Annotated in this window: 19 protein-coding genes; 4 read left to right on the forward strand and 15 right to left on the reverse strand. The window is 66.2% G+C overall.

Annotated features, from left to right (window positions below):
* Window positions 1-575: 575 nt before the first annotated feature.
* The 7 genes from BMY25_RS14580 to BMY25_RS14610 all read right to left on the reverse strand — a co-directional run bounded on the left by BMY25_RS14580 (window position 576) and on the right by BMY25_RS14610 (window position 13014).
* Complete coding sequence (locus BMY25_RS14580) at window positions 576-3605, reverse strand: beta strand repeat-containing protein (protein ID WP_092497808.1); 3030 nt, start codon at window positions 3603-3605, stop codon at window positions 576-578.
* A 519-nt stretch (window positions 3606-4124) separates the two neighbouring features.
* Window positions 4125-5264, reverse strand: coding sequence for an alpha/beta hydrolase (locus BMY25_RS14585; protein ID WP_092497810.1), 1140 nt, complete (start codon window positions 5262-5264; stop codon window positions 4125-4127).
* Between the two features lie 70 nt (window positions 5265-5334).
* Window positions 5335-5823: a DUF4142 domain-containing protein gene (locus tag BMY25_RS14590; RefSeq protein ID WP_143061983.1), complete on the reverse strand. Its 489-nt coding sequence runs from the start codon at window positions 5821-5823 to the stop codon at window positions 5335-5337.
* Between the two features lie 173 nt (window positions 5824-5996).
* Window positions 5997-7487 carry a glycerol kinase GlpK gene (glpK, locus tag BMY25_RS14595; protein WP_092497814.1) on the reverse strand — a complete coding sequence of 497 codons (1491 nt, stop codon included), beginning with the start codon at window positions 7485-7487 and terminating at the stop codon, window positions 5997-5999.
* A gap of 134 nt (window positions 7488-7621) precedes the next feature.
* Window positions 7622-7996, reverse strand: coding sequence for a response regulator (locus tag BMY25_RS14600; RefSeq protein ID WP_092497816.1), 375 nt, complete (start codon window positions 7994-7996; stop codon window positions 7622-7624).
* The gene (locus tag BMY25_RS14605; protein ID WP_092497818.1) at window positions 7989-11930 is read right to left on the reverse strand and encodes a CheR family methyltransferase; all 3942 of its coding nucleotides are present in this window, start codon (window positions 11928-11930) and stop codon (window positions 7989-7991) included. Before BMY25_RS14605 ends, BMY25_RS14600 begins: the two co-directional genes overlap by 8 nt.
* Window positions 11931-11994: 64 nt before the next feature.
* Window positions 11995-13014: a chemotaxis protein CheB gene (locus BMY25_RS14610; protein WP_092497820.1), complete on the reverse strand. Its 1020-nt coding sequence runs from the start codon at window positions 13012-13014 to the stop codon at window positions 11995-11997.
* Window positions 13015-13352: 338 nt separating this feature from the next.
* On the opposite strand from BMY25_RS14610, the gene BMY25_RS14615 reads away from it, so the two are divergent.
* Window positions 13353-14159 (forward strand): Crp/Fnr family transcriptional regulator, encoded by an 807-nt coding sequence (locus BMY25_RS14615; protein ID WP_092497822.1) that lies wholly within the window; start codon window positions 13353-13355, stop codon window positions 14157-14159.
* A 34-nt stretch (window positions 14160-14193) separates the two neighbouring features.
* On the opposite strand, the gene BMY25_RS14620 is transcribed toward BMY25_RS14615, so the two are convergent.
* From BMY25_RS14620 to BMY25_RS14645, 6 genes are all read right to left on the reverse strand, one after another.
* Entirely contained in the window at window positions 14194-15012 is an 819-nt protein-coding gene (locus BMY25_RS14620; protein WP_177176874.1) for a sensor histidine kinase, read from the reverse strand.
* Window positions 15013-15153: 141 nt separating this feature from the next.
* Window positions 15154-15924, reverse strand: coding sequence for an ATP-binding cassette domain-containing protein (locus BMY25_RS14625; RefSeq protein WP_092497826.1), 771 nt, complete (start codon window positions 15922-15924; stop codon window positions 15154-15156).
* A 5-nt stretch (window positions 15925-15929) separates the two neighbouring features.
* A complete protein-coding gene (locus tag BMY25_RS14630; protein ID WP_092497828.1) occupies window positions 15930-16907 on the reverse strand; it encodes a FecCD family ABC transporter permease in 978 nt (325 codons plus the stop codon).
* Window positions 16904-17890, reverse strand: coding sequence for a FecCD family ABC transporter permease (locus BMY25_RS14635; RefSeq protein WP_177176875.1), 987 nt, complete (start codon window positions 17888-17890; stop codon window positions 16904-16906). Before BMY25_RS14635 ends, BMY25_RS14630 begins: the two co-directional genes overlap by 4 nt.
* A complete protein-coding gene (locus BMY25_RS14640; protein ID WP_092497900.1) occupies window positions 17887-18933 on the reverse strand; it encodes an ABC transporter substrate-binding protein in 1047 nt (348 codons plus the stop codon). Before BMY25_RS14640 ends, BMY25_RS14635 begins: the two co-directional genes overlap by 4 nt.
* 47 nt (window positions 18934-18980) lie before the next feature.
* Complete coding sequence (locus tag BMY25_RS14645) at window positions 18981-21155, reverse strand: TonB-dependent siderophore receptor (protein ID WP_092497830.1); 2175 nt, start codon at window positions 21153-21155, stop codon at window positions 18981-18983.
* A 292-nt stretch (window positions 21156-21447) separates the two neighbouring features.
* Between BMY25_RS14645 and BMY25_RS14650 the strand changes: the two genes are divergently transcribed.
* The gene (locus BMY25_RS14650; protein ID WP_092497832.1) at window positions 21448-22530 is read left to right on the forward strand and encodes a siderophore-interacting protein; all 1083 of its coding nucleotides are present in this window, start codon (window positions 21448-21450) and stop codon (window positions 22528-22530) included.
* Between the two features lie 58 nt (window positions 22531-22588).
* On the opposite strand, the gene BMY25_RS14655 is transcribed toward BMY25_RS14650, so the two are convergent.
* Both BMY25_RS14655 and BMY25_RS14660 read right to left on the reverse strand, forming a co-directional pair.
* Window positions 22589-23242, reverse strand: a complete 654-nt coding sequence (locus BMY25_RS14655) for a FadR/GntR family transcriptional regulator (RefSeq protein WP_255365508.1) — start codon at window positions 23240-23242, stop codon at window positions 22589-22591.
* Between the two features lie 85 nt (window positions 23243-23327).
* Window positions 23328-23579: a DUF6894 family protein gene (locus BMY25_RS14660; protein ID WP_092497834.1), complete on the reverse strand. Its 252-nt coding sequence runs from the start codon at window positions 23577-23579 to the stop codon at window positions 23328-23330.
* A 147-nt stretch (window positions 23580-23726) separates the two neighbouring features.
* Here BMY25_RS14660 and BMY25_RS14665 point away from each other — a divergent pair, with 147 nt between their 5' ends.
* Both BMY25_RS14665 and BMY25_RS14670 read left to right on the forward strand, forming a co-directional pair.
* Window positions 23727-24629 carry an EamA family transporter gene (locus BMY25_RS14665; protein ID WP_092497836.1) on the forward strand — a complete coding sequence of 301 codons (903 nt, stop codon included), beginning with the start codon at window positions 23727-23729 and terminating at the stop codon, window positions 24627-24629.
* A 121-nt stretch (window positions 24630-24750) separates the two neighbouring features.
* Window positions 24751-24942 (forward strand): DUF3606 domain-containing protein, encoded by a 192-nt coding sequence (locus tag BMY25_RS14670; protein ID WP_092497838.1) that lies wholly within the window; start codon window positions 24751-24753, stop codon window positions 24940-24942.
* The last annotated feature ends 140 nt before the right edge of the window (window positions 24943-25082 follow it).

The raw sequence follows: 25082 nt of genomic DNA on the forward strand, positions 1-25082 counted from the left end.
GTGCGGTCATGCCCGTGCCGGCGCCGCTCGTATCGGCCCCGCCAGTGCCATCGACCGTGCCTGTGGGCGTACCCGTGCCCGGCGGATTGGGAAGGCTGCCGTTCAGGTTGCCCGCGCCCATGCTCGCCGCGCCGTTCTGCTGAGCGTTCGTGCAGCCCGTGGCGCAGATCGCGGTCGGAGTCCCGCTATTCGCGGTTGGGGTCTGGGCCGGCGCGAGCGTCGGCACGAGGCCGACCGCCGCGGCAAGACCCGCATACCAAGCGTCTGGACATCGAGGCCGCCTCCCTGGTCTTCGCTGACCTGTCAGGATCAGCTCCGCAGGCAATGGCGAGCCGGCGCTCGTGTTCCGGCATGGAGGGTGCCGCGTGCGGGGATGGGGAGGATAGGCCGGACCGGCCCGCGCTGTCATGAACCAGATCGGCAGGGCGGCCCGAGCGGGGGACCCGGAATCACGCGTCCCACCCCAGATGGCCGATGGGGTGGGACGCGCTTTCAGGGTGGTGGCCTGGAGGCGCAACCAGCACCCGAGCCGGAAAGATCAGGGGAAGGCCGCCCAAGGGCGGCCTTCGGTTTGGTTAGGGGATGATACCACCGAGGTCGATTGGCCCGAGAGTTGCCCCGAGGATATTGACGTCGTTGACGTCGGTGACGTTGTCCAGTGTGACGATCGAGGGCGTACCGCTACCATCGTTGTTGGTGAGCACGTACCCGTTCACCCCGTCGGTGATGAAGGCAGCGTTGTCTCCCAGCCCAAGGATGCCGCCCAGCACCGAGTCGTCCAGGACGTTCAGAACGGCGTTGAGGCCAAGCACACCATTGGTGTTGCCGAGATTGTTCAGGACATCGACTCCGGTTCCCAGATTGAGAACGTCATTGCCGCCGAAATCCAGAATGGTCGCATTGAGATCGAGACCGACCAGATCGAAGGTATTGGTCCCGCCGCCGCCAACCAGGGTGTCGTTTCCGCTGCCGACCAGTGTGTCGTCGCCACCGCCGCCGTTCAGAAGGTCGTTGCCGGTACCGCCATAAATGAAGTCATCACCGCCGCCGCCGGTCAGGACATCGTTGCCGTCACCGCCATAGATGGTCACACCGGTGGTGGCACCCGAGGCATCCACGGTATCGTCGCCAGCGCCACCGTAGATGGTGTCACCGTTGCCGCCCATGATGCTGTCGTTCCCACCCTCACCGTAGATCAGGTCGGCTGCATCACCTCCGGTGATGACATCGTCGCCATCACCGCCATAGAGCGTTACGGAAGCGGCGTCTCCGGTCGCGTCGATGCTGTCGTTCCCGGCCCCGCCGTAGATGAGGTCGGTTCCGGCGGTGGCCAGGATGGTGTCCGCGCCATCGCCGCCATAGACGCTGGCGGTGGCGTTGACAGTGATCGAGTCATCGCCCTGGCCGCCATAGACACTGGAGTCAGCGCCGTTGGAGGTGATCACGTCGTTGCCGAGATCGCCGTAGATCAGATCGGCCGCGTTGCCGATGATGGTGTCCGCGCCATCGCCTCCCACAAGCGTGCTAGCGCCGGTGCCCCCGATGATGAGGTCATCGCCCTGGCCGCCATAGAGCGATACGGAAGCGGCGTCGCCCGACGCATCCAGGGTATCGTTGCCGGCCTCGCCGTAAATGAGGTTGGTCCCTCCGGTGGCCGTGATGAGGTCGTTGCCGTCGCCGCCATAGACGCTGGCAGTCGCGGCGACGGTGATCGTGTCATCGCCCTGACCGCCATAGACACTGGAGTCAGCGCCGTTGGAGGTGATGACGTCGTTGCCGAGATCGCCGTAGATCAGATCGGCCGCGTTGCCGATGATGGTGTCCGCGCCGTCGCCTCCGACAAGCGTGCTAGCCGCGGTGCCCCCGATGATGAGGTCATCGCCCTGGCCGCCATAGAGCGATACTGAAACGCCGTCGCCCGACGCGTCCAGGGTATCGTTGCCGCCTTCGCCGTAGATGAGGTTGGTCCCGCCGGTGGCCGTGATGAGGTCGTTGCCGTCGCCGCCATAGACGCTGGCAGTCGCGGCGACGGTGATCGTGTCATCGCCCTGGCCGCCATAGACGCTGGCGTCGAGGCCGTTGGAGGCGATGAGGTCGTTGCCCTCGTTGCCGTAGATCAGATCGGCCGCGTTGCCGATGATGGTGTCCGCGCCATCGCCTCCGACAAGCGTGCTAGCGCCGGTGCCCCCGATGATGAGGTCATCGCCCTGGCCGCCATAGAGCGACACGGAAGCGATGTTGCCCGTGGCGTCCAGGGTATCGTTGCCGGCCTCGCCGTAGATGAGGTCGGTTCCGGCGGTGGCCGTGATGAGGTCGTTGCCGTCACCGCCATAGACGCTGGCAGTCGCGGCGACGGTGATCGTGTCGTTGCCCTGGCCGCCATAGACGCTTGCGTCGAGGCCGCTGGAATTGATGAAGTCGTCGCCCTCGTTGCCGTAGACGAGCGCATCGGCACCGGTTGTCGCGATGACATCGTTGCCGAGACCGCCGAGGATGCTACCCGCGCCGTCGGTGTTGATCGTGTCGTCGCCCTGGCCACCGAAGATATTGGCCACGCCGCCGCCGGTCGCGTTGATGAGGTCGTCGCCCTGGTTGCCGTAGACGAGGGCCGAGGTGCCTGCCACCGTGGCCGTGCCAACGGTCGTGGCCGCGGTGATGACGTCGTCGCCCAAGCCGCCGACCAGCGTATTGTTGCCGACACTGCCGAGGATCGTATCGTCGCCCTGGCCACCATAGAGGCTGGAATCGCCGGTCATCCCGCTCAGATCGATGAGGTCGTCGCCAAGATTGCCATAGGCGAGCGTATCGCCGACGAGGGTTCCGTCCGCGCCGGCAACGCCGGTGATCGTGTCGTCGCCTTGTCCGCCATAGGCGCTGGCATTGCCCGACCCCAGGTTGATGAGGTCGTCGCCCTGGTTGCCGTAGACCAGATCGTCGCCGCCGCCGGAGTTGATCGTGTCGTCGCCGAGATTGCCGTAGAGCGTTTCGTCGTTGACCGAGGCGTTGATCACGTCGTCGCCCTGGCCGCCATAGACCGAAGAGCCGTCATCGACCGCATCGGCGATGTTGATCGTGTCGTTGCCCTTGTTGCCATAGACGAGGGCTGCGCCGCCATCGTTGACCGAGATCGAATCCAGGCCCTGGCCGCCGTAGAGCGTCGCGCTGCCGTCACCCTCGCCGATGATGGTGTCGTCGCCCTGGTTGCCATAGATGATCTGATCGCCGCTGGCATTGCCGGTGCGGATCAGGTCGTCGCCACGGTTGCCATAGAGAATGTTGGAGGTGCCGCCGCCGACGATGGTGTCGTCGCCCTGGCCGCCATACACCGTGGCGCTCGCATAGGAGCCCGCCAGGTTGATCGTGTCGTTGCCATGGTTGCCATAGACGAGCGCTTGGCCGGCCTGATCCGCACTGACGGAATCGTCGCCCTGGCCACCGTATACGGTGCTCGTGCCGCTGCCCTGCAGCACGACGGTATCGTCATCCTGGTTGCCGTAAACAGTGTAGTTGGCGTCTGTGTTGGTGAAGATCGTCTGCGCGCCGGTTCCACCGTAGATGGTGTCGTCGTCAGAATCCGATCCGTATATGACGTTATTATCTGCCATTTCGCACCTGCCTCCTTGGGCCACGAGGTGGGGAATGCGCCCGATCCCCTCCACCTGACGTAGAGCATCACAACATCCACAAGAATGTAATTCAACCTCCAATGTTGCGTGGTTGTACATAAAATTACTGTGAGAAGGAGAATTTGGTTAAGAGGACAGTACTAAAAGTTTATAAGAAGTTGAGGTAGTCACCGTACGCCGAGGCATCTCCAAATTTGTTAAAGAATCGTTCAATGTGATTCTTTTCGTCTGGATTAACTGGTTCGTACCAGTTGCAGAGCAGTAGACGGCGTTTGAGTGTGCCGGACGCCAGTGTGTGGGGGCATCTCTGCCGGAAGTTGAGGTCTGGCTGAGCGGGGCTGCCGTTACTTCGTCATCTTCGGCCGGGGAGGATCTTGCCGCGGGCGGCGGCCCCGGGGTCCCTTGCATCGGCCGTCGTCGATGGCCGGAACCCGCATGGCAAAAGGCCCGCCGGACGGATCCGGCGGGCCTCGTTGTGGGTGAAGACGGTGGGCTGGGCTACTTGGCCGCGAAGGCGTCCTTCATGTCCTTCACCGCGACGTCCTCGGCCTGCTTGGCCTTCGCGACGACCTTGCCCATGCCGAAGAACTCGTGTGTCACGCCGTCATAATTCTGCAGGTTAACCTGCACGCCGGCCTGCTTCAGCTTGTCGGCCAGCGCCAGGTCTTCCGACTGCAGCGGATCGATCTGGTCGGCGATCACCGTTGCCGGGGCGAGCCCGTGCAGGTCCGCCTTGCCGACGATGTCGAGCCGGGGATCCTGCATGTCCGCATCCGAATTGACGAGGTTCTTGTAGAACCAACCCATCATCGGCTTGTTCAGCGGCTTGACGTTGCTGCTGTCGGCCATCTTGTAGGAATCGGTGTCGAGGTTGGTGCCGGCCATCGGATAGACGATGAGCTCGTGCAGCGGCTTGGTCAGGTTCTGGTCGCGCGCGGCGATAGCCACGTTCACGGCGAGGTTCCCGCCGGCGCTTTCGCCTGCGACCGCGATCTTCTGCGGATCTCCGCCGATGCTGGCCGCGTTCTGCGTCACCCACTTGTAGGCGGCGACGGCGTCGTCATGCGCGGCCGGGAACTTGTGTTCCGGAGCCTTGCTGTATTCCACGGATACGACGACCGCGCCGACTTCCTTGGCAAGCAGCTCGGCGCTCGCGGCATAGGTGCTGTTGTTGGCGATCACGAAGCCGCCGCCGTGGTAATAGACGATCACCGGAAGCGGGCCGGAAGCGTTGGCCGGCTTGAAGACGGTCGCGACGATCTTTTCCTTGCCACCGTCGACGAGGATGTTCTTCCGCATCACGGCAGGGTCGGGCAGGGTGCTCTTGCCCTGCTCGCGCAACACCTGGTTGGCACCGTCCGCAGCGGTGGGCTGCTGGCGTGCCTCGGTCGCGCCGAGATCCGGCAGCGGCTTCGGCTTCATCGCGGCCATGGCGTCGAGGACATGCTTCATGTCCGTGTCGACCTCGGCGAGCGGATTGCCGGTGACGCTGCGGACGGCGTTCTGCACCTTGTCCTTCACGGTTTCCTGCGAGTTGGTCTTCTGCGCATCCGTCTGCGGGGCCGATTGGGCCAGCGCGGTGCCGGACAGGAGGACGAGGGCCAGTGCGGTCGTCCTCGTGAGCTTGATGGCGTTCATGGTTGATCCTGAATGTTTGTGCTGGGCCGGAGCGGGTCCGGAAAGGGCCCGGAAACGATGGCGGCGACGCTTACATCGCGTCGATCATGGCCTTGTGGCCCTTGACCACGGTGAGGCTGTCGTCGGCCCATGACTTCAGGTCGTTGTTCTGGCCGTTCTGCTTGTAGTCGGAGAGCAGGTTCACGGTCTCGTCGTGGGCCGCGATCTGGTCGGCGATATAGATCTTGTCGAAGTCCGTGCCGTTGAAGGTCTTCAGGTTGTCGAGCATCGCCTGGTGCGGCTGGTCGAGGGTCGTCTGGGGCTGGTCGCCCGCCTTGCCTGCGGCGGTCGCCAGCTTCTTTTCGGCGTCGGTGTGGTCGTCGATCATCTTCTGGGCGAACTGCTTCAGCTTGGCGTCGGATGCCTGCTGCAGGGCGATTTTCGCTTCCTCGACCTCGAACGTGTTGCCCACGGACGCCTTGGTGACGAACTCCGCATCGGTCACGGAGGGGGTCTGCGCGAACGCGACCGAGCCGAAGGTGGTGAGGCCGACGATCCCGGCCATGAGGAAATTCTTCATCCTGTTCTCCTTGTTCGCGGAGAACACGATCCGCCCATCGAAGTTCCTCGTCAGGGGAGGGTTCTTTGTGAGGTGTCGAAGCGATAGCGGCGCAAGGAAGGTCTACATTACTGCCGGAATGCGAGCGAAAACAACCTCTGCGGGACCGGTGCAGTAGAAGAGTTACGGGGGCTCTAGAACGTGGAGCGGGTGCGGCGCACGGCGTCTTCCCAGAGCCCGAGGCGGCGCGCGCGTTCCGCGCCCTCCATTCCGGGTTCGAAGCGGCGCTCCAGCCGCCACTGCTCGGCAAAGCCATCCATTCCCGGCCACACGCCCGCCTTCTGTCCGGCGATCCAGGCCGCGCCGAGGGCTGTGGTTTCGAGAACGACCGGGCGGTCGACCGGCGCGTCCAGAAGATCGGAGAGACGCTGCATCGTCCAGTCGGACGCGACCATGCCGCCATCCACCCGCAGCACTGTGTCGGACGCTTGCGGGCAGTCCCGGCGCATGGCGGCGAGAAGGTCGGACGTCTGGAAGCATGTCGCCTCCAGGGCGGCGCGCGCCAGTTCGCGCGGCCCGGAGCGTCGTGTCAGCCCGAAGATCGCGCCACGCGCCTCCGCGTCCCACCATGGCGCGCCAAGGCCGGTAAAGGCCGGGACCATGACGACGTCCTGCTCCGCGTCGGCATTCTCTGCAAGCGGCCCGCTTTCCGGGGCGGACGAGATCAGGCGGAGCTCGTCGCGGAGCCATTGGACCGCCGCGCCCGCGACGAAGATCGAGCCTTCCAGCGCGTATGTCGTGCGGCCGGCAAGCCGGTAGCCGACCGTGGTCAGCATGCGGCTGCCGGAGGCGACACGCTCGCTCCCCGTATTGAGCAGGGCGAAGCAGCCGGTGCCGTAAGTGGCCTTGACCATGCCGGGGCGGAAACAGGCCTGACCGATCGCGGCGGCGTGCTGGTCGCCGGCCACGCCGCGGATGGGGATCGCCACACCGAACAGGGACGGGTCGGTCGTGCCGAAATCCGCATCGCAGTCGCGGACCTCCGGCAGGACCGCCCCGGGAATATCGAGCAGCCGCAGCAGGTCGGCGTCCCAGGCGTTCGCCTCGATATCGAACAGCATGGTGCGCGAGGCGTTGGTGGTGTCGGTCGCGTGGACGCGGCCGCCGGTCAGCCGCCAGAGCAGGAAGGAGTCGATGGTCCCGAAGGCGAGATGCCCGTCTTCCGCCAGTCGGCGCGCACCTTCGACATTATCGAGGAGCCAGGCGATCTTGGTGCCAGCGAAATAGGGATCGACGATCAGCCCGGTCCTGGCGGTGATCTCCGGTTCCGTGCCTTCGGCCACCAGCCGGCGGCACATCTCCGATGTTCGGCGGTCCTGCCAGACGATGGCGTTATGGATCGGCAGGCCCGTTCGACGATCCCAGAGCACAGTGGTTTCGCGCTGGTTGGCGATGCCGATGGCGGCGAGGTCGGAGGCGGAGAGGGAAGAATAGGCGAGCGCCGAGCGCATGGTGGAGAGGGTGGTGCGCCAGATCTCTTCCGGGTCGTGCTCGACCCAGCCGGAGCGGGGGAGATGCTGGCGGAATTCCTCCTGGCCGAGCCCCACGACCCGGAACCGGTCATCGAAGACGATGGCGCGACTGGAAGTCGTTCCCTGGTCGATGGCGAGGACGTAGCCGGACATGGTTTCCTGCGGCAGTGGCGAGCGAGTCGCACCATGGCGCAGGAGCGGCGATCAGGCCATACGCCTCGCGCCGCCTTCGACCGGCCCGATTTTCCATTGCATTGCCGCCTGAAGGACCCGGCGGACGGCGGCGATCAGCTTGTCTGGAGCACCTGTCCGATCACACGGGTCAGCTTTTTCATGTTGACCGGCTTTTCGCAGCGCACGGCGGTCTGGAAGCGGCTGGGGATGAAGGAGGCGTCGTAGCCCGTCGTGAACACGAAGGGCACGCCGCGTTCCTTCAGCAGGTCGGCGGCGGCAAAGGCCATGTCGCCTCGGAGGTTCACGTCGAGAACGGCGCCATCGATGCGCGCCTCGGAATCGATCAGACCGAGCACGTCTTCAAGGCTGCCCGCCGGCCCTACGACCACCGCGCCGGCCTCGCTGAGCCCGGTGCGAAGCTCGTCGGCCAGCAGGTACTCATCTTCCGCGATCAGGATGCGGCATCCGCTGAGGGGCGATTCAGACATGCTCCCCGTCCTTTCTGGTAACTCTTGTCGAAAGCGGCATGGAGATCGTGCAGCGAACGCCGTCCGGGCCCAGCTCGTAGGTGGTGTGGGCGCCAAGCTGATAGGGCAGGGCGCGCTCGATCAGCTCGCGGCCCTGCCCGCCGACCGAGGCGTCTCCGTCGGCAGGATGCATGGCGACCCCGGTTTCGCGCCATTCGATATGGAGCCAGCGACGGCCGCCATCGCCATCCGGCTCCAGTGCCCAGTTGACGGCCAGTTTCGCCGTCGGTTGGCCGAGCGCGCCGTACTTGACCGCGTTGGTGGCGAGTTCATGCAGCGTCATGGCCAGCATCTGCACGGTGGCGGACGGCAGGCGGATGGCCGAAGGGCCTTCCAGCTCGATGCGGCTGCTGCTGGCGTCCAACGCCGACAGTTCGGTCCGGATCAGCTCGTCGAACGAGACCCGGTCATGCTCTTTCAGCCTCGACAGCAGCCCCTGCACGCGGGCAAGCGCGTCCAGCCGGTCACGGAAGCGATCGCGGAAGTCGATCAGGTCGGTGCTGCTGCGGCTGGTCTTCTCCGCCAGCGAGCGGACCACGCCGATAAGGTTGCGGGTGCGATGCTGGAGCTCTCCCACGAGAACGCCCTGACGCTCCTGCAACTCGCGGAGGTCGTCGATATCGGTGGAGGTGCCGATCCATTCCACGATGGCGCCGCGCTCGTCGCCCACCGGGGTCGCGCGCGTCTGGAACCAGCGATAGCTGCCGTCGCTCTTGCGGCAGATACGGCACTCGATGCCGATGACGCCGTCTTCGGCGGCCTTGGTCCAGGCCGCCCGGGCGGCCGCGCGGTCATCCGGGTGCAAGGCTTCCAGCCAGCCCCAGTCACGGCTCTCCGCCTCGCTCTGGCCGGTATATTCCGCCCATTGGCGGCTCGCCCAGGTCCACTTGCCATCATCGACCGCGCGCCAGACGAGCTGCGGCAATCCCTCGACCAGCGAGTGCAGCCGCTCCTCGCTTTCCCGCACCGCGTCCTCGGCTTCATGCGGGGCCGTCACATCGCTGGCGGCTCCCATCCATTCCACCAGCTCGCCCTTGTCGTTGAGGATCGGCACCGCGCGGGTGTAGGCCCAGCCCAGGCTGCCATCGACGCGGCGCATCCGATGTTCCAGCTCGAACATGCTTCGCGTGCCGATCGCCCTGTCGATGGCGGCTTGAACCGCCGCCTGATCGGCGGGGTCGATGAAGGATTCCATCCAGGTCCGGGTGGACATTTCGGTGTCGGAGATGAACTCCTGCCCGCTGAGCTGGAACATCTCGCTCCAGTCGGCACTCATCCGGTAGACCGCGTCGGAACTCGCGTTGACATAGGCGCGGAACCGCTCTTCGCTTTCCCGCAGGGCCGCCTCGGCGCGGTTCAGCGCGGTCAGCTCGGTGAAGGTGACGACGGCGCCGTTGATGTAATTGTCGACGCTGCGATAGGGCAGGACGCTGGCGGCGAACTGACGCTCCGACCGCGCGTCCCGCACCTCGCGCGCGATGGGCACCAGCGTCTTCAGGACCCGGCGCACATCATCCGCCAGCTCGGGATAGGAGACGCGCGACACCACATGGTCGAGCGGCCGGCCGACGTCGGTTTCCAGCAGGTGGAACACGTCCACCGCCGTCGGCGTGAAGTTCCGCACCCGCAGGTCGTTGTCGAGGAAGACGGTCGCGATCTGCGTGGATTCCAGGAGGTTCTTGAGGTCGGAATTGATGCGGGCGAGCTCTGAAACCCGGTGGGCAAGCTCGCCATTGACGGTCTGCAGTTCCTCGTTAACGGACTGGAGCTCCTCCTTGGAGGTTTCCATCTCCTCGTTCGCCGACTGCAATTCCTCGTTGATGGACTGGTATTCCTCGTTTGAGGATTTCAGCTCCTCATTGGTCGATTCCAGTTCCTCGATCGTGGTCTGCAGCCGCTCGCGCGTCACTCGGAGCTCGGCTTCCAGGCGCTGCACGTGCTCGTCGATGACGGAACGGTCACCGGGCTCCCGCGCGCCGTCGCTGACCGGCCCGGTGTCCTGGAAGAGCACGACAAAGGACGCGATGTCGGAGTTCCCGATGGGCTCGACGGCGATGTTGACGCCGCAGGGCCGCCCGTCCTGCTGGAGAACCAGCCCGGGCAGCTCGACCCGCCGTCCCTCCGCGCTCGCCCGCTGCAACGCGGAACGGAGGTCGAGGCGAAGCTCGCGATGGACGAGGTTCAGGATGTTGAGGGAGGCCGCGCCGGCCGACGGCTCCAGATAGCGGCCCGTGCGGCCGGAGAAATGCAGCACGTCGTACTGCGTGTCGACGACGACATAGGCCGGCGCGAAGCGCTCCGCTACGGCTTCCGCCTGGCGGCTGATCGCGGCGGTAAGCCGGTTGACGACCGGCGCGACGGGAGGCGCCGCCTCGTTCATCTCGGTGGCGCGCGTGCGCGGCGTCAGCGGGAAACTCGGCAGGATGCGGGTGGCTGTTTCCAGCCGGCGGAACACGCGGCTCTTGCGATCGATCGGCGCGAAAAGCTTGTTGTGGCGCGTGACGTTTTCCGACGAACCCAGGAACAGCACGCCGCCCGGCACGAGGGAGAAGTGAAAGATCGGGATGACCCGGTTCTGCAGCTCCGTGTTCAGGTAGATCAGCAGGTTGCGGCACGACAGGATGTCGACGCGGGAGAACGGCGCGTCCTTGACGATGTTGTGCGGCGAGAAGATGCAGATTTCCCGCAGCTCCTTGGTCACGCAATAGGTGTCGCCCTCGCGCACGAACCAGCGCTCCAGCCGGTCGGGCCGGATATGCGGGGCGATGGCGTGGGTATAGCGGCCGGCGCGAGCGAGATTGAGAGCACGCGCATCGAGGTCGGTCGCGAAGATCTGCACCTCCGGCGGATGGTTGAGCGTCGCCATGTGCTCGCGCAGCAGGATCGCGATGGAATAGGCTTCCTCGCCGGTCGCGCAGCCCAGCACCCAGACCCGCACCTGGTCGCCGGGCCCCTTGTTCTTGAAAAGCCGTGGGATCTCGCGCTCCAGCGCGTCGAACTCCTGCGGATCGCGGAAGAACTGGGTGACGCCGATCAGGAGATCCTGGAAAAGGTTCTGCACCTCGTCGCGGTCGCTTCGCAGCCGCGCGATATAGGTTTCCACGTCCGGTGTCTGCGTCACCTGCAGGCGGCGCTGGATGCGGCGGATGAAAGTGCCGCGCTTGTAGCCGTGAAAATCGTGGCTGGTCGTGTTCCGGAGGATGGTCGCGACCTGCGTGACCTGCGCCTCGATTTCCTCGGGCACCTCTTCCTTGCCGCCGCTTCCGCCAATCAGCGAAAGCGTGCTGGCATAGCGGCGGATCTCCGTCGGGATGCGGTTGATGGGCAGGTGAAGGTCGGCAACGGCGGCGGGATCGGCCGATCCCTGCGCCTTCGGCTCCTGGCCCTCTACGAGTTCGGCGATGGAAAGGCCACCGAGCGTCTTGGTCGCCACCACACCGGCCGTGCCATCGCTGCCGAGCCCCGAGAGGAGGACGGCGATCGCCCGGTCGTGCGCGTGCTCGGCCAGCGAAATCAGCATGGAGTCGATCGTGCCGCGATGACCCACCGGCTCGCGGGCCGGGTGGATCCTGAGATGGCCGTCCGTGATCGCGATCATGTCGTCGGGACCGCCGACATAGACGTGGTTCGGCTCAAGCTTCTCGCCGTCGCGGGCGATGTCGATTTCCAGGGACGATTGCCGCTTCAGAACATCGAGAACGGCTTCTACGGTCAGGCCTTCCTGCTGTCGAACCGCGATCAGGTAGGCCGCGCCTGTGGTGGAGTCGAGTTCCGCGAAAAGCGCTTCCAGCGACCGGAGCGAGGCCACGCAGACGCCCACGCCGACGACGGCCATCAGCTTGGCGGACCCTTCCTGGTTCTGCTCTTGCGAGGGTTCCCTCAAATGCTGGTCCATGCGAGGCCCTCGGAGCGGTCGTTGCCCAGGATAAATGTTCGATGGGCTTAAAAACGAAACTCTATCACATCTCCTGTTCGCTTGGGTCTTTTCCGAGGCGAAGCGATGCGATCGCCGCCTCGCGCAATGTGTTCGCGTAGCCGCGATATTCCTCGGCGCGCGATTCATAGAGCTCCGCCACGGCGGTCCGGCCGGTCTGGCGTGCATCGGCCGCCATGCGTTCCACCAGCGTCACGCGCTCCTCCATCACCCGCATGGCGATGCGGACCGCTTCGTTGACCTCCTCGGCACGCGAGGCCAGAACTTCCGCCGTGTAGGAATGCCCGATCTGGCAGCGGAATCGCAGGGGATGCGCGCCGTCCACCTCGGAGAGCACGCCATGGCAATCCGGGCAGGAGAGGGCGCTCGGCGTGGCGATCTCTCTCAGCGCCGCGCTGCCCAGCCTTGCCCCGGCGGCAATCCTGATTTCCAGTTCCAGTTCGGGCGGAGGCGTGAGGGCCGGCCCCGCCCGGCTTCCCACGAGTTCCGCGATCAGGTTTGGAAGCCGCGATGCCGGCGCGACGTGGTCGACTTCGGTCGCCTGCAGCGCGGCCAGCGGCATCTGGTCCGCCTGCGCATCGAGAGGGTGCTGCACCACGGCGGTTCCCCCGCACGACTTGATGGCGTGGAGCCCCGAAGCGCCGTCGTTCAGCATTCCAGTCAGCACCACGCCGATGGCGCGCGGTCCATAGGAGAGGGCGGCGGAGCGAAACAGCGGGTCGACGGCAGGGCGCGTCATGTTCTCGCGTGGGCCTTCTCCCAGCCGGATGGTGCCGTCGATCAGGAGCAGGTGCCGGTCCGGCACGGCAAGATAGATGTGGCCACGCTCGATCGCTTGCCCGTCGACGGCCCGCGTCAGCGGCAGCGCCGAACGGCTGGACAGGACGTCGGACAGGAAATCCGCCCCATGGGTCGGCACATGGGTCGCGATGAAGATGCTGGCCGGCAGGTCTTTCGGCAGATCCGCGACCAGTTGCTTCAGCACCGGCCCGCTGCCGAGCGATCCGCCTATCACGACGATGTCCTTGTGCGCTTCGGTTGCCATGCCCCACCTTGCTCGTTTTTATGTGAAGACCGGCGGTCCTGAGTGGTTCCGGCCGCCGCCCTCCGCCATCGAAGACCCGCCCCCAAAGGCCGGCCCTCGCGGCCCGCCCTCGACGTCTCCGCTGGCGTCTTCAGTGCCGTCCGGGCCGTCGCCTGATGGCTGTCCACCCGATGATCCCGGCTTCGCGCGATCTTTATGGCGAAACTGAACCGACCGCCTTGCTGATTGTTATAGAGGGAAAGGTAGGTTTCGATGCAGATGATGGGTCACGACGCGCTGAAGGCTGACCTGCCGACAGATACGCGCGCAGGAGGTGTCGCCCGTCCGAAACTCACATCATGAGGGCAGGCGACACCCAGCTTGCCGTGGCCGAAGCCGCGGAAAGCTCCGCGCCCCTTCGGAAGCTCCGGCAGCACAGCAGGATCAGCCCCCAATCGGCTTCGATTCTGGAAGGCCTGTTGCGCAACGTTCGCGCGGTCGGAGCGAAGACGCCGCTTTTCATGGAGGGCGACCCGCCCGACTCCTGCGCCGTGATCCTGAAAGGCTTCGCCGCCAGCGAGAAAACGCTGGACGACGGGCGGCGCCAGATCATCGCGATCCACCTGCCGGGCGCATTTCCCGATATGCAGAGCGTCGGCCTTTCGACCCTGGACCTGACCCTGGTGACGTTGTCTCCCTGTGTGGTCGCGCGCATTCCTCATGCGCGCATCCGCGGCCTGATGCACGAGGAGCCCGAACTGTTCGAGGCGCTCTGGCGCGACATGATGATCGATATCGCCGTGATGCGGCAATGGGTGGTGAATCTCGGCCGACGCACCGCCTACGAGCGGCTGGCGCATCTCTTCTGCGAATTGAGGGTCCGCTACAGGGACGCGGGTCTCATCGAGGGTCGTGCGCTGGAACTTCCGATGACGCAGGCGGAATTCGGCGACGCGATAGGGCTTTCGCCCGTTCACGTGAACCGCGTGCTCAAGGACCTGAGGGCGGAACGGTTGATCACGCTGACCGGGCGAAACCTCGTCATCGAGGACTGGGACGGCCTGACCAACGCCGCGGGCTTTACCGACGGCTATCTCTATCTGCACGAAAAAGGGCCGACCCGGAACGGATCCAACGAAGGCGCGGCCCAGCGGGGGGGGGGGTAGCAGAAGTGAGAGAGGCTCGCGCGGCTGAAGCGGCTCACGCGCCGGTGGGCACGATCTTGCTGGTCAACGGCATCTCGATCGTGCATTTCAGACCGTCAGGCTCCAGCCGGAGAGAGGTCTGAGCCCTGAGTTCGTAGGCGAGCATGCTTTGCAGCAGCTCGAAGCCGTAGCCTTGGCGGGCCGGCTCTTCACCGGCGATATCCACATCCGTCTCCTCCCAGTGGAAACGGAGGTGGGAAGGGGAGGCAGCCTCATCCAGTTCCCAATGGATGGAAATATGCCCGGATGAAGAGGTCAGCGCCCCGAACTTGACAGCGTTGGTCGCGAGTTCATGGATCGCCAGTCCGAAGAGTTCCGCCGCCCGGTCGGACAGCTTGATCGGCGGACCGGAGAGGAAGACCTGCTCGCCTTCCCGGGCGTTGTAGAAGACGATCTCCTCCGCCACGAGGTACTCCAGATCGACAGTCTGGTCGGACGAGAGCAGCGCGAAGTTCTGCACCCGGGCGAGGGCGTCGAGCCGCCCCTCCAGATGGCTGGCCATTTCCTCCGCCGTCTCGCTGTTGGCAGCTGTGCGGCGGACGAGCGAGCGCGTGACCGCAAGAATGTTGCGCACCGTATGCTGGAGTTGCGAGTGGGGGACCCGGCGATCTGGTTTCCCCGGCGTGCCTCGCGTTCCGGACGCGCATTCCGCCTGCCCCGAACGGTCTGTATGGCCGACGATCTCGCCCAGCGCCGAGCGCAGGTTCGATGACCAGGTTTCCGGAGAACCCAGAGGCGTTCCCGACCAGTCGAAGCCCCGCAAGCGGTGCGCCAGGTCGTTGTCGCCCGGAAATATCTCTTCAAGATCGGTCATCGTCCGAGCCGGATACCATGACATGCCTTCGCGCGGAATACGGATGCGACGCGCCTGGGAAGGTCGCGTCCTTCCGAAAGGGAGAACTGCTTGGCGGTTCCATCGTTCCCGCGACGAACCGCCGGAGCCGAAGGCGCGTCCTCAGAGCGGTATCACCATGGGCCGGTCGGTCACCGGATCGGGCTGGATGCGGGCGGCGAGGCGGAACGCGCGTTGCAGGTTCTCCGTCGTCACCACAACCTCCGGCGTGCCTTCCGCCACCAGTCCGCCCGGCCCGAGCAGGATGAGGTGATCGGAGAAGCGCGCGGCGAGGTTGATGTCATGGAGCACGCTGACAACCGTTGTGCCGGCATCGCGATTGCGCTGCCGGAGCAGGCTCAGCACCTCCAGCTGGTGCGTCAGGTCGAGCCATGTCGTCGGCTCGTCCAAAAGCAGCAAAGGCGTCCCTTGTGCCAGGACGAGGGCGAGCCAGGCGCGTTGACGCTGCCCGCCGGAAAGCTCGTCCAGCCGCCGCTCCTGGTGCTCGGTCATCCCTACGGCCTGCAGGGCGCCGGCGCAGGCTTCCGCATCGGCCCGGCTCCAGGGCGAGAGAAGGCCACGCCAGGGCGCGCGCCCGCGCTTCACGAGATCGCCGACGCTGATGCCTTCGGGCGCCAGCGGCGCCTGCGGCAGGATGGCGATGCGGCGGGCGAGCGCGCGCGTGTCCTGCCCGTGAATGTCCTCGCCGCACAGCGTCACCACGCCCGCCTGCGGCCGGATCAGGCGGGCGAAAGCACGCAGCAACGTGGATTTTCCGCAGCCGTTCGGGCCGAGGATCGTGGTCATGCGGGCGGCCGGCAGCGCGAGCGAGAGGTCGTCGATCACGCGCCGCTCGCCATAGCCGAGGGTCAGGGCCTCCGCGCGCAGGGTCATTTCGGTCAAAGCTCGCCCCTCTCTATCTCGCGCGACAGGCGCCAGAGCAGGTATGGCGCGCCGAGCGCGCCGGTCATCACGCCGATCGGCAATTGCAGGCCGGGAATGCCGGCCCGCGCCACAAGGTCGGCAAGCAGCATCACGCCGGCGCCAGCCGCCGCCGCGGACGTCAGCCGGGTGCCCGGCCTCTGCGCCCCCGTCATCCGCGTCCCGAGCGGGCCGGCCATCAACGCGACGAAGGGCACCGGCCCGGCCACGGCCACCCCGGCCGCCGACAGCGCCACGGCGGTCGCGGCCAGCATCCAGCGCGTTCGTTCCACCCTGAGGCCAAGGCCGGCGGCGAGGTCGTTGCCGAGTTCCAGCAGTCCCAGCCCGCGCACCTGCAGCGCCAGCAGAAGGGCAAGGACCGCGCCGATGCCCCAGATCTGGCAAGCATGGCCCCAGTCGCGGGCGGCAAGCGAGCCGGTCAGCCAGCGCTGCGCTTCGGTCGCCCCGGCGGAGGGCAGGCGCGTCATCAGGAAGGTGCCGATCGCCGTGGTGGTGAAGCCGATGCCGAGGCCGACCAGCACGACGGTCGCGGCGGGGGTCGCCCGGCCTGGCCGATGGGCGAGCGCCACCACGAGGATTGCCGCCACCAGTCCGCCGGCCGCCGAGACCAGCGGCAGGGGGAGGGTCAATCCAACGGTGATCGCCACGAGGATCGCCAGCCCGGCGCCGGAGGTGAAGCCCATGATGTCGGGCGCGGCGAGCGGATTGCGGAGCAGCGTCTGCAATGTCGCCCCGGAAAGGCCGAGGGCCGCGCCGGCGCCGAGCGCCACCGCCACTCGCGGCGCTCGGATCACGCGGATCGTCAGCGCCGCCGGGCCGTCGCCGCCCCAGACGCCTTGCCAGAGCGCGCCCAGTCCGAGATTGACGTCGCCGATCAGCAACGAAGCGGCGGTCGCCACGACCAGCAGCGCGACGAGGACGATGACTCTCTTCATCCCTGCGCTCCCGGCTTCAGGCGACGGGCGATCAGGATGAAGATCGGACCGCCGAGCAGGGCGGTCATGATTCCGGCGCGGACTTCCGCCGGCGGAAAGATCAGCCGTCCCGCGGTGTCGGCCAGAAGCAGGATCGCAGCTCCGAGCGCCACGGAGGCGGCGAGTTCCAGCCGGAGCGAATGACCGGCGACGCGGCGGGCGAGGGGCGGCACCATGAGGCCGAGAAAGCCGATGGGGCCGGCGATTGCGACGGCCGCTCCCGTCAGCGCGGTGACGGCGAGAAGCGCCTGCGCCTGCACGATGCCGGGCCGTGTGCCGAGCCCCCGCGCCAGAGACCCGCCGAGGGACAGGACCTCCAGCCGAGGTGCGATGGCGAGCGCCAGCACCGCGCCGCAAAGTGCCACGAGGCTCATCGCCGCGACCGGCCGTTCGGCGGCCGAAGCGAGGGAGCCGGCGATCCAGAAGCGAAGGATGTCGAGTGCCTCGCCCCGGAACTGGACGATGGCGGAGACGGCCGAGATCAGCAGCGCATTCAGCGCCGCGCCGGCGAGCGTCAGCCGGACGGGGCCGGCATCGCCGCTGAGCCCGCCGCCCGGCAGAAAGACGGCGACGGAGGCCAGAGCCGCACCGGGAAAGGCCAGGACCGTGACGATGCCGTTATCGGCGCGCCCCAGCAGCAAGGCGCCGAGCACGACGGCAAGCGCCGCGCCGGCATTGACGCCGAGAATGCCGGGATCGGCGAGGGGATTTCGCGTCAGCGACTGCATCACCGTACCCGCAAGGCCGAGCGCGGCGCCGGCGATGAGACCGCCGGCAAGCCGGGGCAGGCGGATGGTCAGGAGCGTGACATGCGCCGGGTTTCGCGGGTCCGGCGCGGTCACCGCCTGCCAGACGTCGGAGGGGGTGAGATGACGGACGCCCAGAAGCAGCGACAGCGCAACGGCAACCGCGAACAGCAGTGCGAGCAGGATCCACCGCTTCACGAGGTCAGCCCCGCTTCGACGGCCGATTTCACCGGCGTCTCGGGCGAGCCGTCGACGGCGGCGGTGAGGTCGGCTTCCAGTGCCTTCAGCGCGAAGGGCAGGGACAAGACACTGCCATAAGACATGGCTCCGGCCACGAGCGGAGAGGCCACGACCTCGCGTCCCTCGCGGTACGCCCGCAAGGTCTTGCGCATCGGCAGCGCGACGAGATCCTGCATGGCGAACGCCGCGATCCAGACGAGGATGTCCGCGTCCACCGGCGAAAGATCCTCCGGCGACAGCGCGCCGTAGAAACCGTCCGGCCCGGCGATGCGGGTGATCGCGGGCGTCGGCTGGAAGCCGAGGTCCGCCAGGAAGCGGGCGCGCGTATCCGCCCCGACGAAAGCGCCCGTCTCCCCGCTCATGTGGTAGGCGGCGACCGCCGTGCGGCCGGCCCAGAGCGGATTGCGGGCGCGGGCGTCCGCGAATGTCCTGTAGGTCGCCGCGACCAGCCGCTCCGCCTCGTCGCTTCGCCCGAGAGCGCGGCCCACCGTGCGGGTGAGCGCGTCCCACGGCGTGCCGTAGGGTGGATATCGCGCTTCCTGCATCAGCACCGGCGCGATCCGCGACAGCACGGAATATTCCGCCCTGGAGATGCCGGAACCGATGGCGACGATCAGGTCCGGCCGCAGCGCCGCCACCTTCTCGATCGACACCTCGCCCTTCAGCAGCTCAGGCTCGGTCCCGTCGAGATAAGGCTGTGCCCACGGCCACGCGCCGAACGGGTAATCGCCGAACCAGTAGCGGTTCGCGACCGGCGGCACCCCGAGCGCGAGCAGCGCGTCATGGGTCGTGTAGCCGAGCGATACGACCCGCCTGGCCGGCGCGGGCAGCACGGTTTCGCCATAGGCATGGGTGAACCGGAGCTCGTCGGCGGCCGAAGCGCTGGCTGGGGTCGAGCCGACAAGAACAGGCGCGAGCAGACCGGACGCGATCCCGGCCAGCACCTGCCGACGGCTCGAATGCGGAAGCCCGCTCGCGCGGGCCGCCTTTATCTCGTCCATGTGGAACGCCACCATCGTTGCCCGGGAGAACCGGCTGAAGCCCGGGTTCACCACGTATATTTGAAGGTCGCCTTCACCGTACGGCGATCGCCGTAATAGGCGTTGTTGCTGTACGTATCGACCGAGGAAATGTATTCCTTGTCGAAGAGGTTGGTTGCGTTCACGGCCAGCGACGCCTTCTTCGTGACCTGATAACACAGCGCCGCATCCACCACTGTGTGCCCGTCCACCTTCACCGTGTTCTCGTTGTCGGAGAAGGTGTTGCCGACATACCGCGCGCCGATGCCGAAAGTCAGGTCGCCGCGCCGACCGCCATCGCCGGGGATCGTGTAATCCGTCCAGAGCGACGCCATATGCTTCGGCACGAGCTGCGGGCGGTTTCCTTCAGTGGTCCCGACGCCGTCGTGCACGATCTCGGCGTCCAGGTAGGAATAGGCCGCGGTCAGGTTGATCCGATCGGTCAGCCCGAACTTGCCTTCCAGTTCCAGACCCTTGACGTTGATCTCGCCGACCTGGCTCTGCTCCGTGACGCTCACGTTGTAGGGCACGTTGGTCTGCGTGAGATCGAACAGTGCCACCGTGAACAGGGCGTTCAGGTCGCCCGGCCGGAACTTGGCGCCGATCTCGTATTGCTTGCCCTCCTGCGGCTCGGGCTTGCCGACAAGGGATGTGCGATCCGCATCGATGGGCTGGAAGGATTCCGAGTAGTTCCCGTAGAGCGACAGGTTGTCGAAGGCCTTGTAGGTAAGCCCGATCCGCTTGGTGAAGGCATCGTCGTTGGCGTCGTAGCCGATGCCGGTGTCGGAGAAGTCGGTTTCGGTGTGGATCCAGTCGAAGCGGCCGCCCAGCGTCAGGATCCAGCGCTTGTCGAGCGTCAGCTCCTCCTGGAGATAGACGCCGTTGGCGTCCTGCTTGTTATCCCAGTTGCTGCCGGTCGTCAGATCGACGCAGGACCGGCCGCAATAAACGGGATTGTAGATGTCGATCCCGGCTGCGGTGCCGTACTGGCGGAATTCGTGGGTCTTGAGGTGCGTGTAGTCGGTTCCGAGCAGCGTGCGGCTGTCGAACCGGCCGAAGCTGGCCGAATATTCAAGCTGGCTGTCGATGGAAAACTGCCTGGTGTGGCCGTCGACCGCATAGGCGTACCGGCCTGCGGCCTCATCGGCGGATGCGCCGTAGACCGATTCCAGGCTCACTTCGAGATCGGTGTAACGGGCGTTCTGGCGGAACTTCAGGCCGTTCTCGAAATCATGCTCGAAGAGGTAGCCGATGCTCTTCTCGGTGCTGTTGAACTTGTCGAAGTCCGGCTCGCCAAGGAAGGCGTCCGGATCGATGCCGGAGCCGAGCGGAATGGCGTGGCCTGAATCGCTCTTGCGCTTGTTGTAATCGCCCAGAACCGTCAGCGAGGTGGTGTCGTTCGGGCGCCAGGTGACGGCCGGGGCGACATAGAAATGATCGTCCTGCGTGTGATCCGCGTTCCGATCCGCGTCCTGCCACTTGGCCGTCATGCGGTAGCTCCACTTGGCGTCAGCGTCGAGCGGTCCGCCGAAATCGGTCCCCGTCTCGACATGGCCGTCGCCCAGCGTGGTGTAGACCTCGCCGAACTTCTCCGACCGCGGCCGCTTGGTGATCGCGTTGACGAGGCCGCCCGGCGCATTCAGGCCGAACAGGGTCGAGGTGGACCCCTTCAGGATCTCGTAGCGTTGCAGCCCGTAAGGCTCGATCTTGCCTTCCGTGTAGCCGTTGGAGCGACGCGGCAGGCCATCCCTGTAGATGCCGATCCCCGTCTCGTAGAAGCCTCGGATGCGAACCCAGTCATAGCGGTCGTCGGACCCGTATTCGTCGGTGGAAACGCCCGCTGTGTAGGACAGGGCCTCCTGCGTGTCGTTGACGGCGCGCGTCTGCATCTCTTTCTCGGTCACCACGGAGACGGCCGAAGACAGGTCCTGCAAGGGGGTGTCGGTCTTGCTGCCGGTCGAGGTGCTCCGGGCCACGATCGTCGCGTCCGGCCCGACGGCGCTCTCGCCACGACCCTGCACCTCGACCGTGTCGAGCTGGATCGTGTCCCCGGCAGCGGCGGCGTCCTGCGCGAAGGAATGGGCCGGCAGCACCAGCGCCGTGCCGCAAAGCAGGAACATCAGCGTACGCTTGCGTGTCCCGGACAAGGCGCGCTCGACCGATCCGTCCCGACCGCCTTCTGCCACCTGCTTCTGCCTAACCATCTCACCGTCCTGCGAAATTCCCCCGCGCCGGCAGTCAGCAGGCGAACCTGCCGAATCCCGACGCAACGCCGGACTAAAACCTGACAATTTTTGTCCAGTAAAGGGATTGCGGCAGAAATGTTGCCGTTTGTTGCTCAGGCACCGCACTTCGGCGATCGAGCTGGAAAAACATTGCGATAAAAGTCAGGTTTGACTACGGCTTGCCGCCGACACCGTCCGGCGAGGCTTCGGCCTCGGCTCAGCCCCTTGCGGAGGCTGATTCGCCGGCCGGAGAAAGACCGGAGGGAGCCTAATGAACCGCCTCGTCGCCAGAGCTGTCGTGGACATGGCCGATCCCGAGCCGATCGTGGCTGCCGTGTGCGAGCATTTCATCGAGCACAATGCGGGACTGGGTCGTGACGACGACGCCCATGTCGTCACCTTCGCCTTCGGCAGCGGAAGGCTGCGCACGAGCCCCGGCCGGGTGGAACTGCAGGCGGAAGCCGCCGACGTGATCGGGCTCTACTACATGCGCATGACGCTGGCGGGGCACCTCAAGTACTTCGCCCGAAAGCCCGAGCCGAGCGTGGTGTGGACGGGCGACGGCAGCGACCTCGTCACGCCGCCGAATTTCAGGCCGGTCCAAGTCGCCGCCGTACGCGATCTCACCCCGCATATGCGGCGGATCACCTTTGTCGGCGAGGATCTGGAGCGTTTCGCCGATGCCGAGAACTTTCATGTGAGCCTCGTCATTCCGCCGGAAGGCGCGGACCTCGTCTGGCCGACCGTGGGCCGTGACGGGCTTCTGCACTGGGACGAGAATGCCACGAAGCCGGCGCTGCGCCGCTACACGGTTCGCCGCTGCGATCCGGTTGCAGGCGAGATCGACGTGGATTTCGTCATGCACGAGGACGCCGGTCCGGGCTCGAACTTCGCCGCCCTCGCCAAAGCGGGCCAGACGATCGGCGTGGTGGGCCCGTATGGCGGGGCCATCGACACGGAGCCCGAGTGGTATCTGCTGGCTGGCGACGAGACGGCGCTGCCGGCGATCGCGCGCAAGCTGGAACTGCTTTCGCCGGAGAAGCGCGGCCTGGTGATGGTCGAGGTTTCCGGGCCTCCGGAGGAGCAGCGACTTCCCGATGGCAGCGGCCTGGAGATACGCTGGGTGCATCGTGGCGACGCGCGGCCGGGCATCATGCTGGCGGAGGCGATCCGCCAGGTCGAGATCCCCGAGGACCGGACCGTCTTTGCCTGGTCCGCGACCGAATTCGGAGCCTTCAAGACGATCCGCTCGCATTTCCGCAAGGAGCGCGGCCTGAAGAAGGACCAGCATTTCGCCGTCGCTTACTGGCGGCTTGGCCGCAGCGAAGACGAGACGGGCGAGGAAGAGCACTGAGGCTGCTCGCGGAAGCGGGCGCTCGAGTCCTCACGTCGCCTGACAAGCAGCGCGTTCGCTAGCGATCCCGCTGGCTGTCGGTCACCCGTTGCCTCAGGCGCTCCAGATGGTAGCGCATGGCGAGATCCGCGCCCTGCATGTCGCGCTGCGCGATGGCCCGGTAGATGGTGTGGTGCTCGTCATGGACGCGCCGCGCCCGCTCCGGGCTTCCTTCCCGCGTGATGCTGAGGGCGACGGTCATCCCGCGCTCGATCGTGTCGTGCAGGCCTTGCAGCACCTGCTCGAACAGCGCATTTCCGCTGGCCTTCGCCACGGCCTGGTGAAAGCCGAAGTCGGCGGCGACTGCGAGTTCGCCGGTGCCCATCTGCTTCTCGATATCCTCCAGCGCGTGCTGCAGGTCGTGGAGCTGTGCGGGTGTGCGGCGCAGCGCCGCCAGTGCGGCGGCCTGGCTTTCCACCGCCATCCGCAGTTCCAGGCAGCGCAGCATGTCCGCCACGGTGGAGGCCGCGGTGAAACGGGTCAGCCCCTCCGGCGGCCGCCGCTGGACGAATGTGCCCGAGCCTTGGCGGGAGACGACCAGACCGTCCGCCTGCAGCCGGAGCAACGCCTGCCGTACCACCGGCCGCGACGCCTGGAAGGAGCGGCACATCTGGTTCTCGGAAGGCAGGCGGTCGCCCTCGCGCAGCGTGCCCGACACGATCTGCTCCAGGATCTGGCCATAGAGGACGAGGCCGCGATACGGCGCGCATGGGACAGGCTCCCACCACGCCGCGAGACATTCGCGCCAGAGACCGCCTTCAGGCTTGCGAACTCAATAGTCCATCGAGATCGCGGATCGAACCGGCAATGGCCAGCCTCATGATCGTGCGGCCTTGCTCATCCCACGCGACCACCTCCAACTCGGGTGCGTTCCAGAACTTTCCGTCCAGCTCGGCGAGCATTCTCGCCGCGAACGCCACGACATCCGCCTTGGCGGCGTCGTTGCCGGAAAATTCCTGCACGGCAGTGTCGCTTGTGGCTCCCGTATGAATTTTGACGAAATACTGCATAGAACCACCCCCCCCCGGTCGCCCGAGAGTGCCCGAGGGCAAGTTAACCCGCCTTAACGAATGACAGATCGTCGGATTCTTGGTTTTCGCGAGACTTCCGCAAACGGTCTTGAGGCGCTGGGTCCCCCAAGCTATGCCTCGCGGATCATGTCGACACGAACGCTGGCCCGGGATGCGGGGCAATCGGAACTCGCGCCATTGGCCGCCATGCTTCTCGCCATGGCTTCCATTTGCCTCGGCGCGACCTTCGCCAAGGGCCTCTTCCCGCTGATCGGAGCGGCTGGCACGACGGCACTGCGCCTTCTGATCGCAGCGGTCATCCTGTCGATCCTTCAGCGAATCTGGCGCCTGCGCCTCAGCTGGGAGACGGCTCTCGCCGGCCTTGTCTACGGCTGCGCCCTCGGCGGCATGAACCTCCTGTTCTACATGTCGATTTCGCGGATTCCGCTCGGCATCGCGATTGCGGTGGAGTTTCTCGGTCCGTTGACGGTGGCTATCGCCTCGTCCCGGCGCCGGTCCGATCTCGCCTGGGTCGCGCTGGCGATCGCCGGGCTCCTGCTTCTGCTTCCGTTCGGCGGCAGCCGACAGGGGCTGGACCCATGGGGCATCGTCTGCGCGGCCAGCGCTGGCGTTTTCTGGGGCCTCTATATCCTCGCGGGCAAGCGTGCGGGCGGCGCGCTCGGTCCGCAGGCGGCGGCGGTCGGCATGTCGGTCGCGGCCATCATCGTCACGCCGTTCGGCATCGCGGGCGCTGGTGCCAGCCTTTTGCAGCCGTCGATTTTGGCTGCGGGCCTGGTCGTCGCCGTGCTTTCCAGCGCGATCCCGTATTCCCTGGAGATGTTCGCCCTGAAACGCCTGCCCGCCAAGAGCTTCGGCATTCTCACCAGCGGAGAACCCGCGGTCGGCGCCATGATGGGAACGTTCCTGCTGGGCGAGACGCTGCCGCTGGTGAAATGGATAGGGATCGCCGCGATCGTCGTCGCTTCCCTCGGAACGACGCTGATCGGGCGGGAACGGACGGCGGAGCCGCTGGCCACATCCGCTTCCTAGAGCACACGCCGCCAGCCGAGATTTCCTGAGCCCGCGGGGCGCTGGAATCCTGCGTGTGTGAAACCAGAGTGGACCACGACGATTTTCGTCGTGTCACTGTCGACAAGCAGGGAGAGCCACCATGGCGGAAGAGAAACCCAAGGCAGGTGCGCAGGACCGCGCCAGGATCAACGTGCACGAACGCTACGAGCTGGATTACTGCAGCAGGAAATTCAACGTGAGCCACGAAGAGCTCAAGCAGGCCGTGAAGATGGTCAGTGTCATGTCCAGGGATGTCGCCGAGCATTTCGCGAAGGATGTATCGGAGGCCTGAGCGTCATCACGCGACCCTTGACGTGAACACGTCGCACCCCGGCGGCGGATACCGGTTGCACCTCGTTCGTTAGCGAAGATTGCTGGTCATCTGGTCGGTGAGTGTCGAACCCGTGGATATATCCGGAAGTCGCTCGATTC

The organism is Faunimonas pinastri, assembly GCF_900110915.1.
In the GTDB taxonomy this organism is placed as follows: domain Bacteria; phylum Pseudomonadota; class Alphaproteobacteria; order Rhizobiales; family Afifellaceae; genus Faunimonas; species Faunimonas pinastri.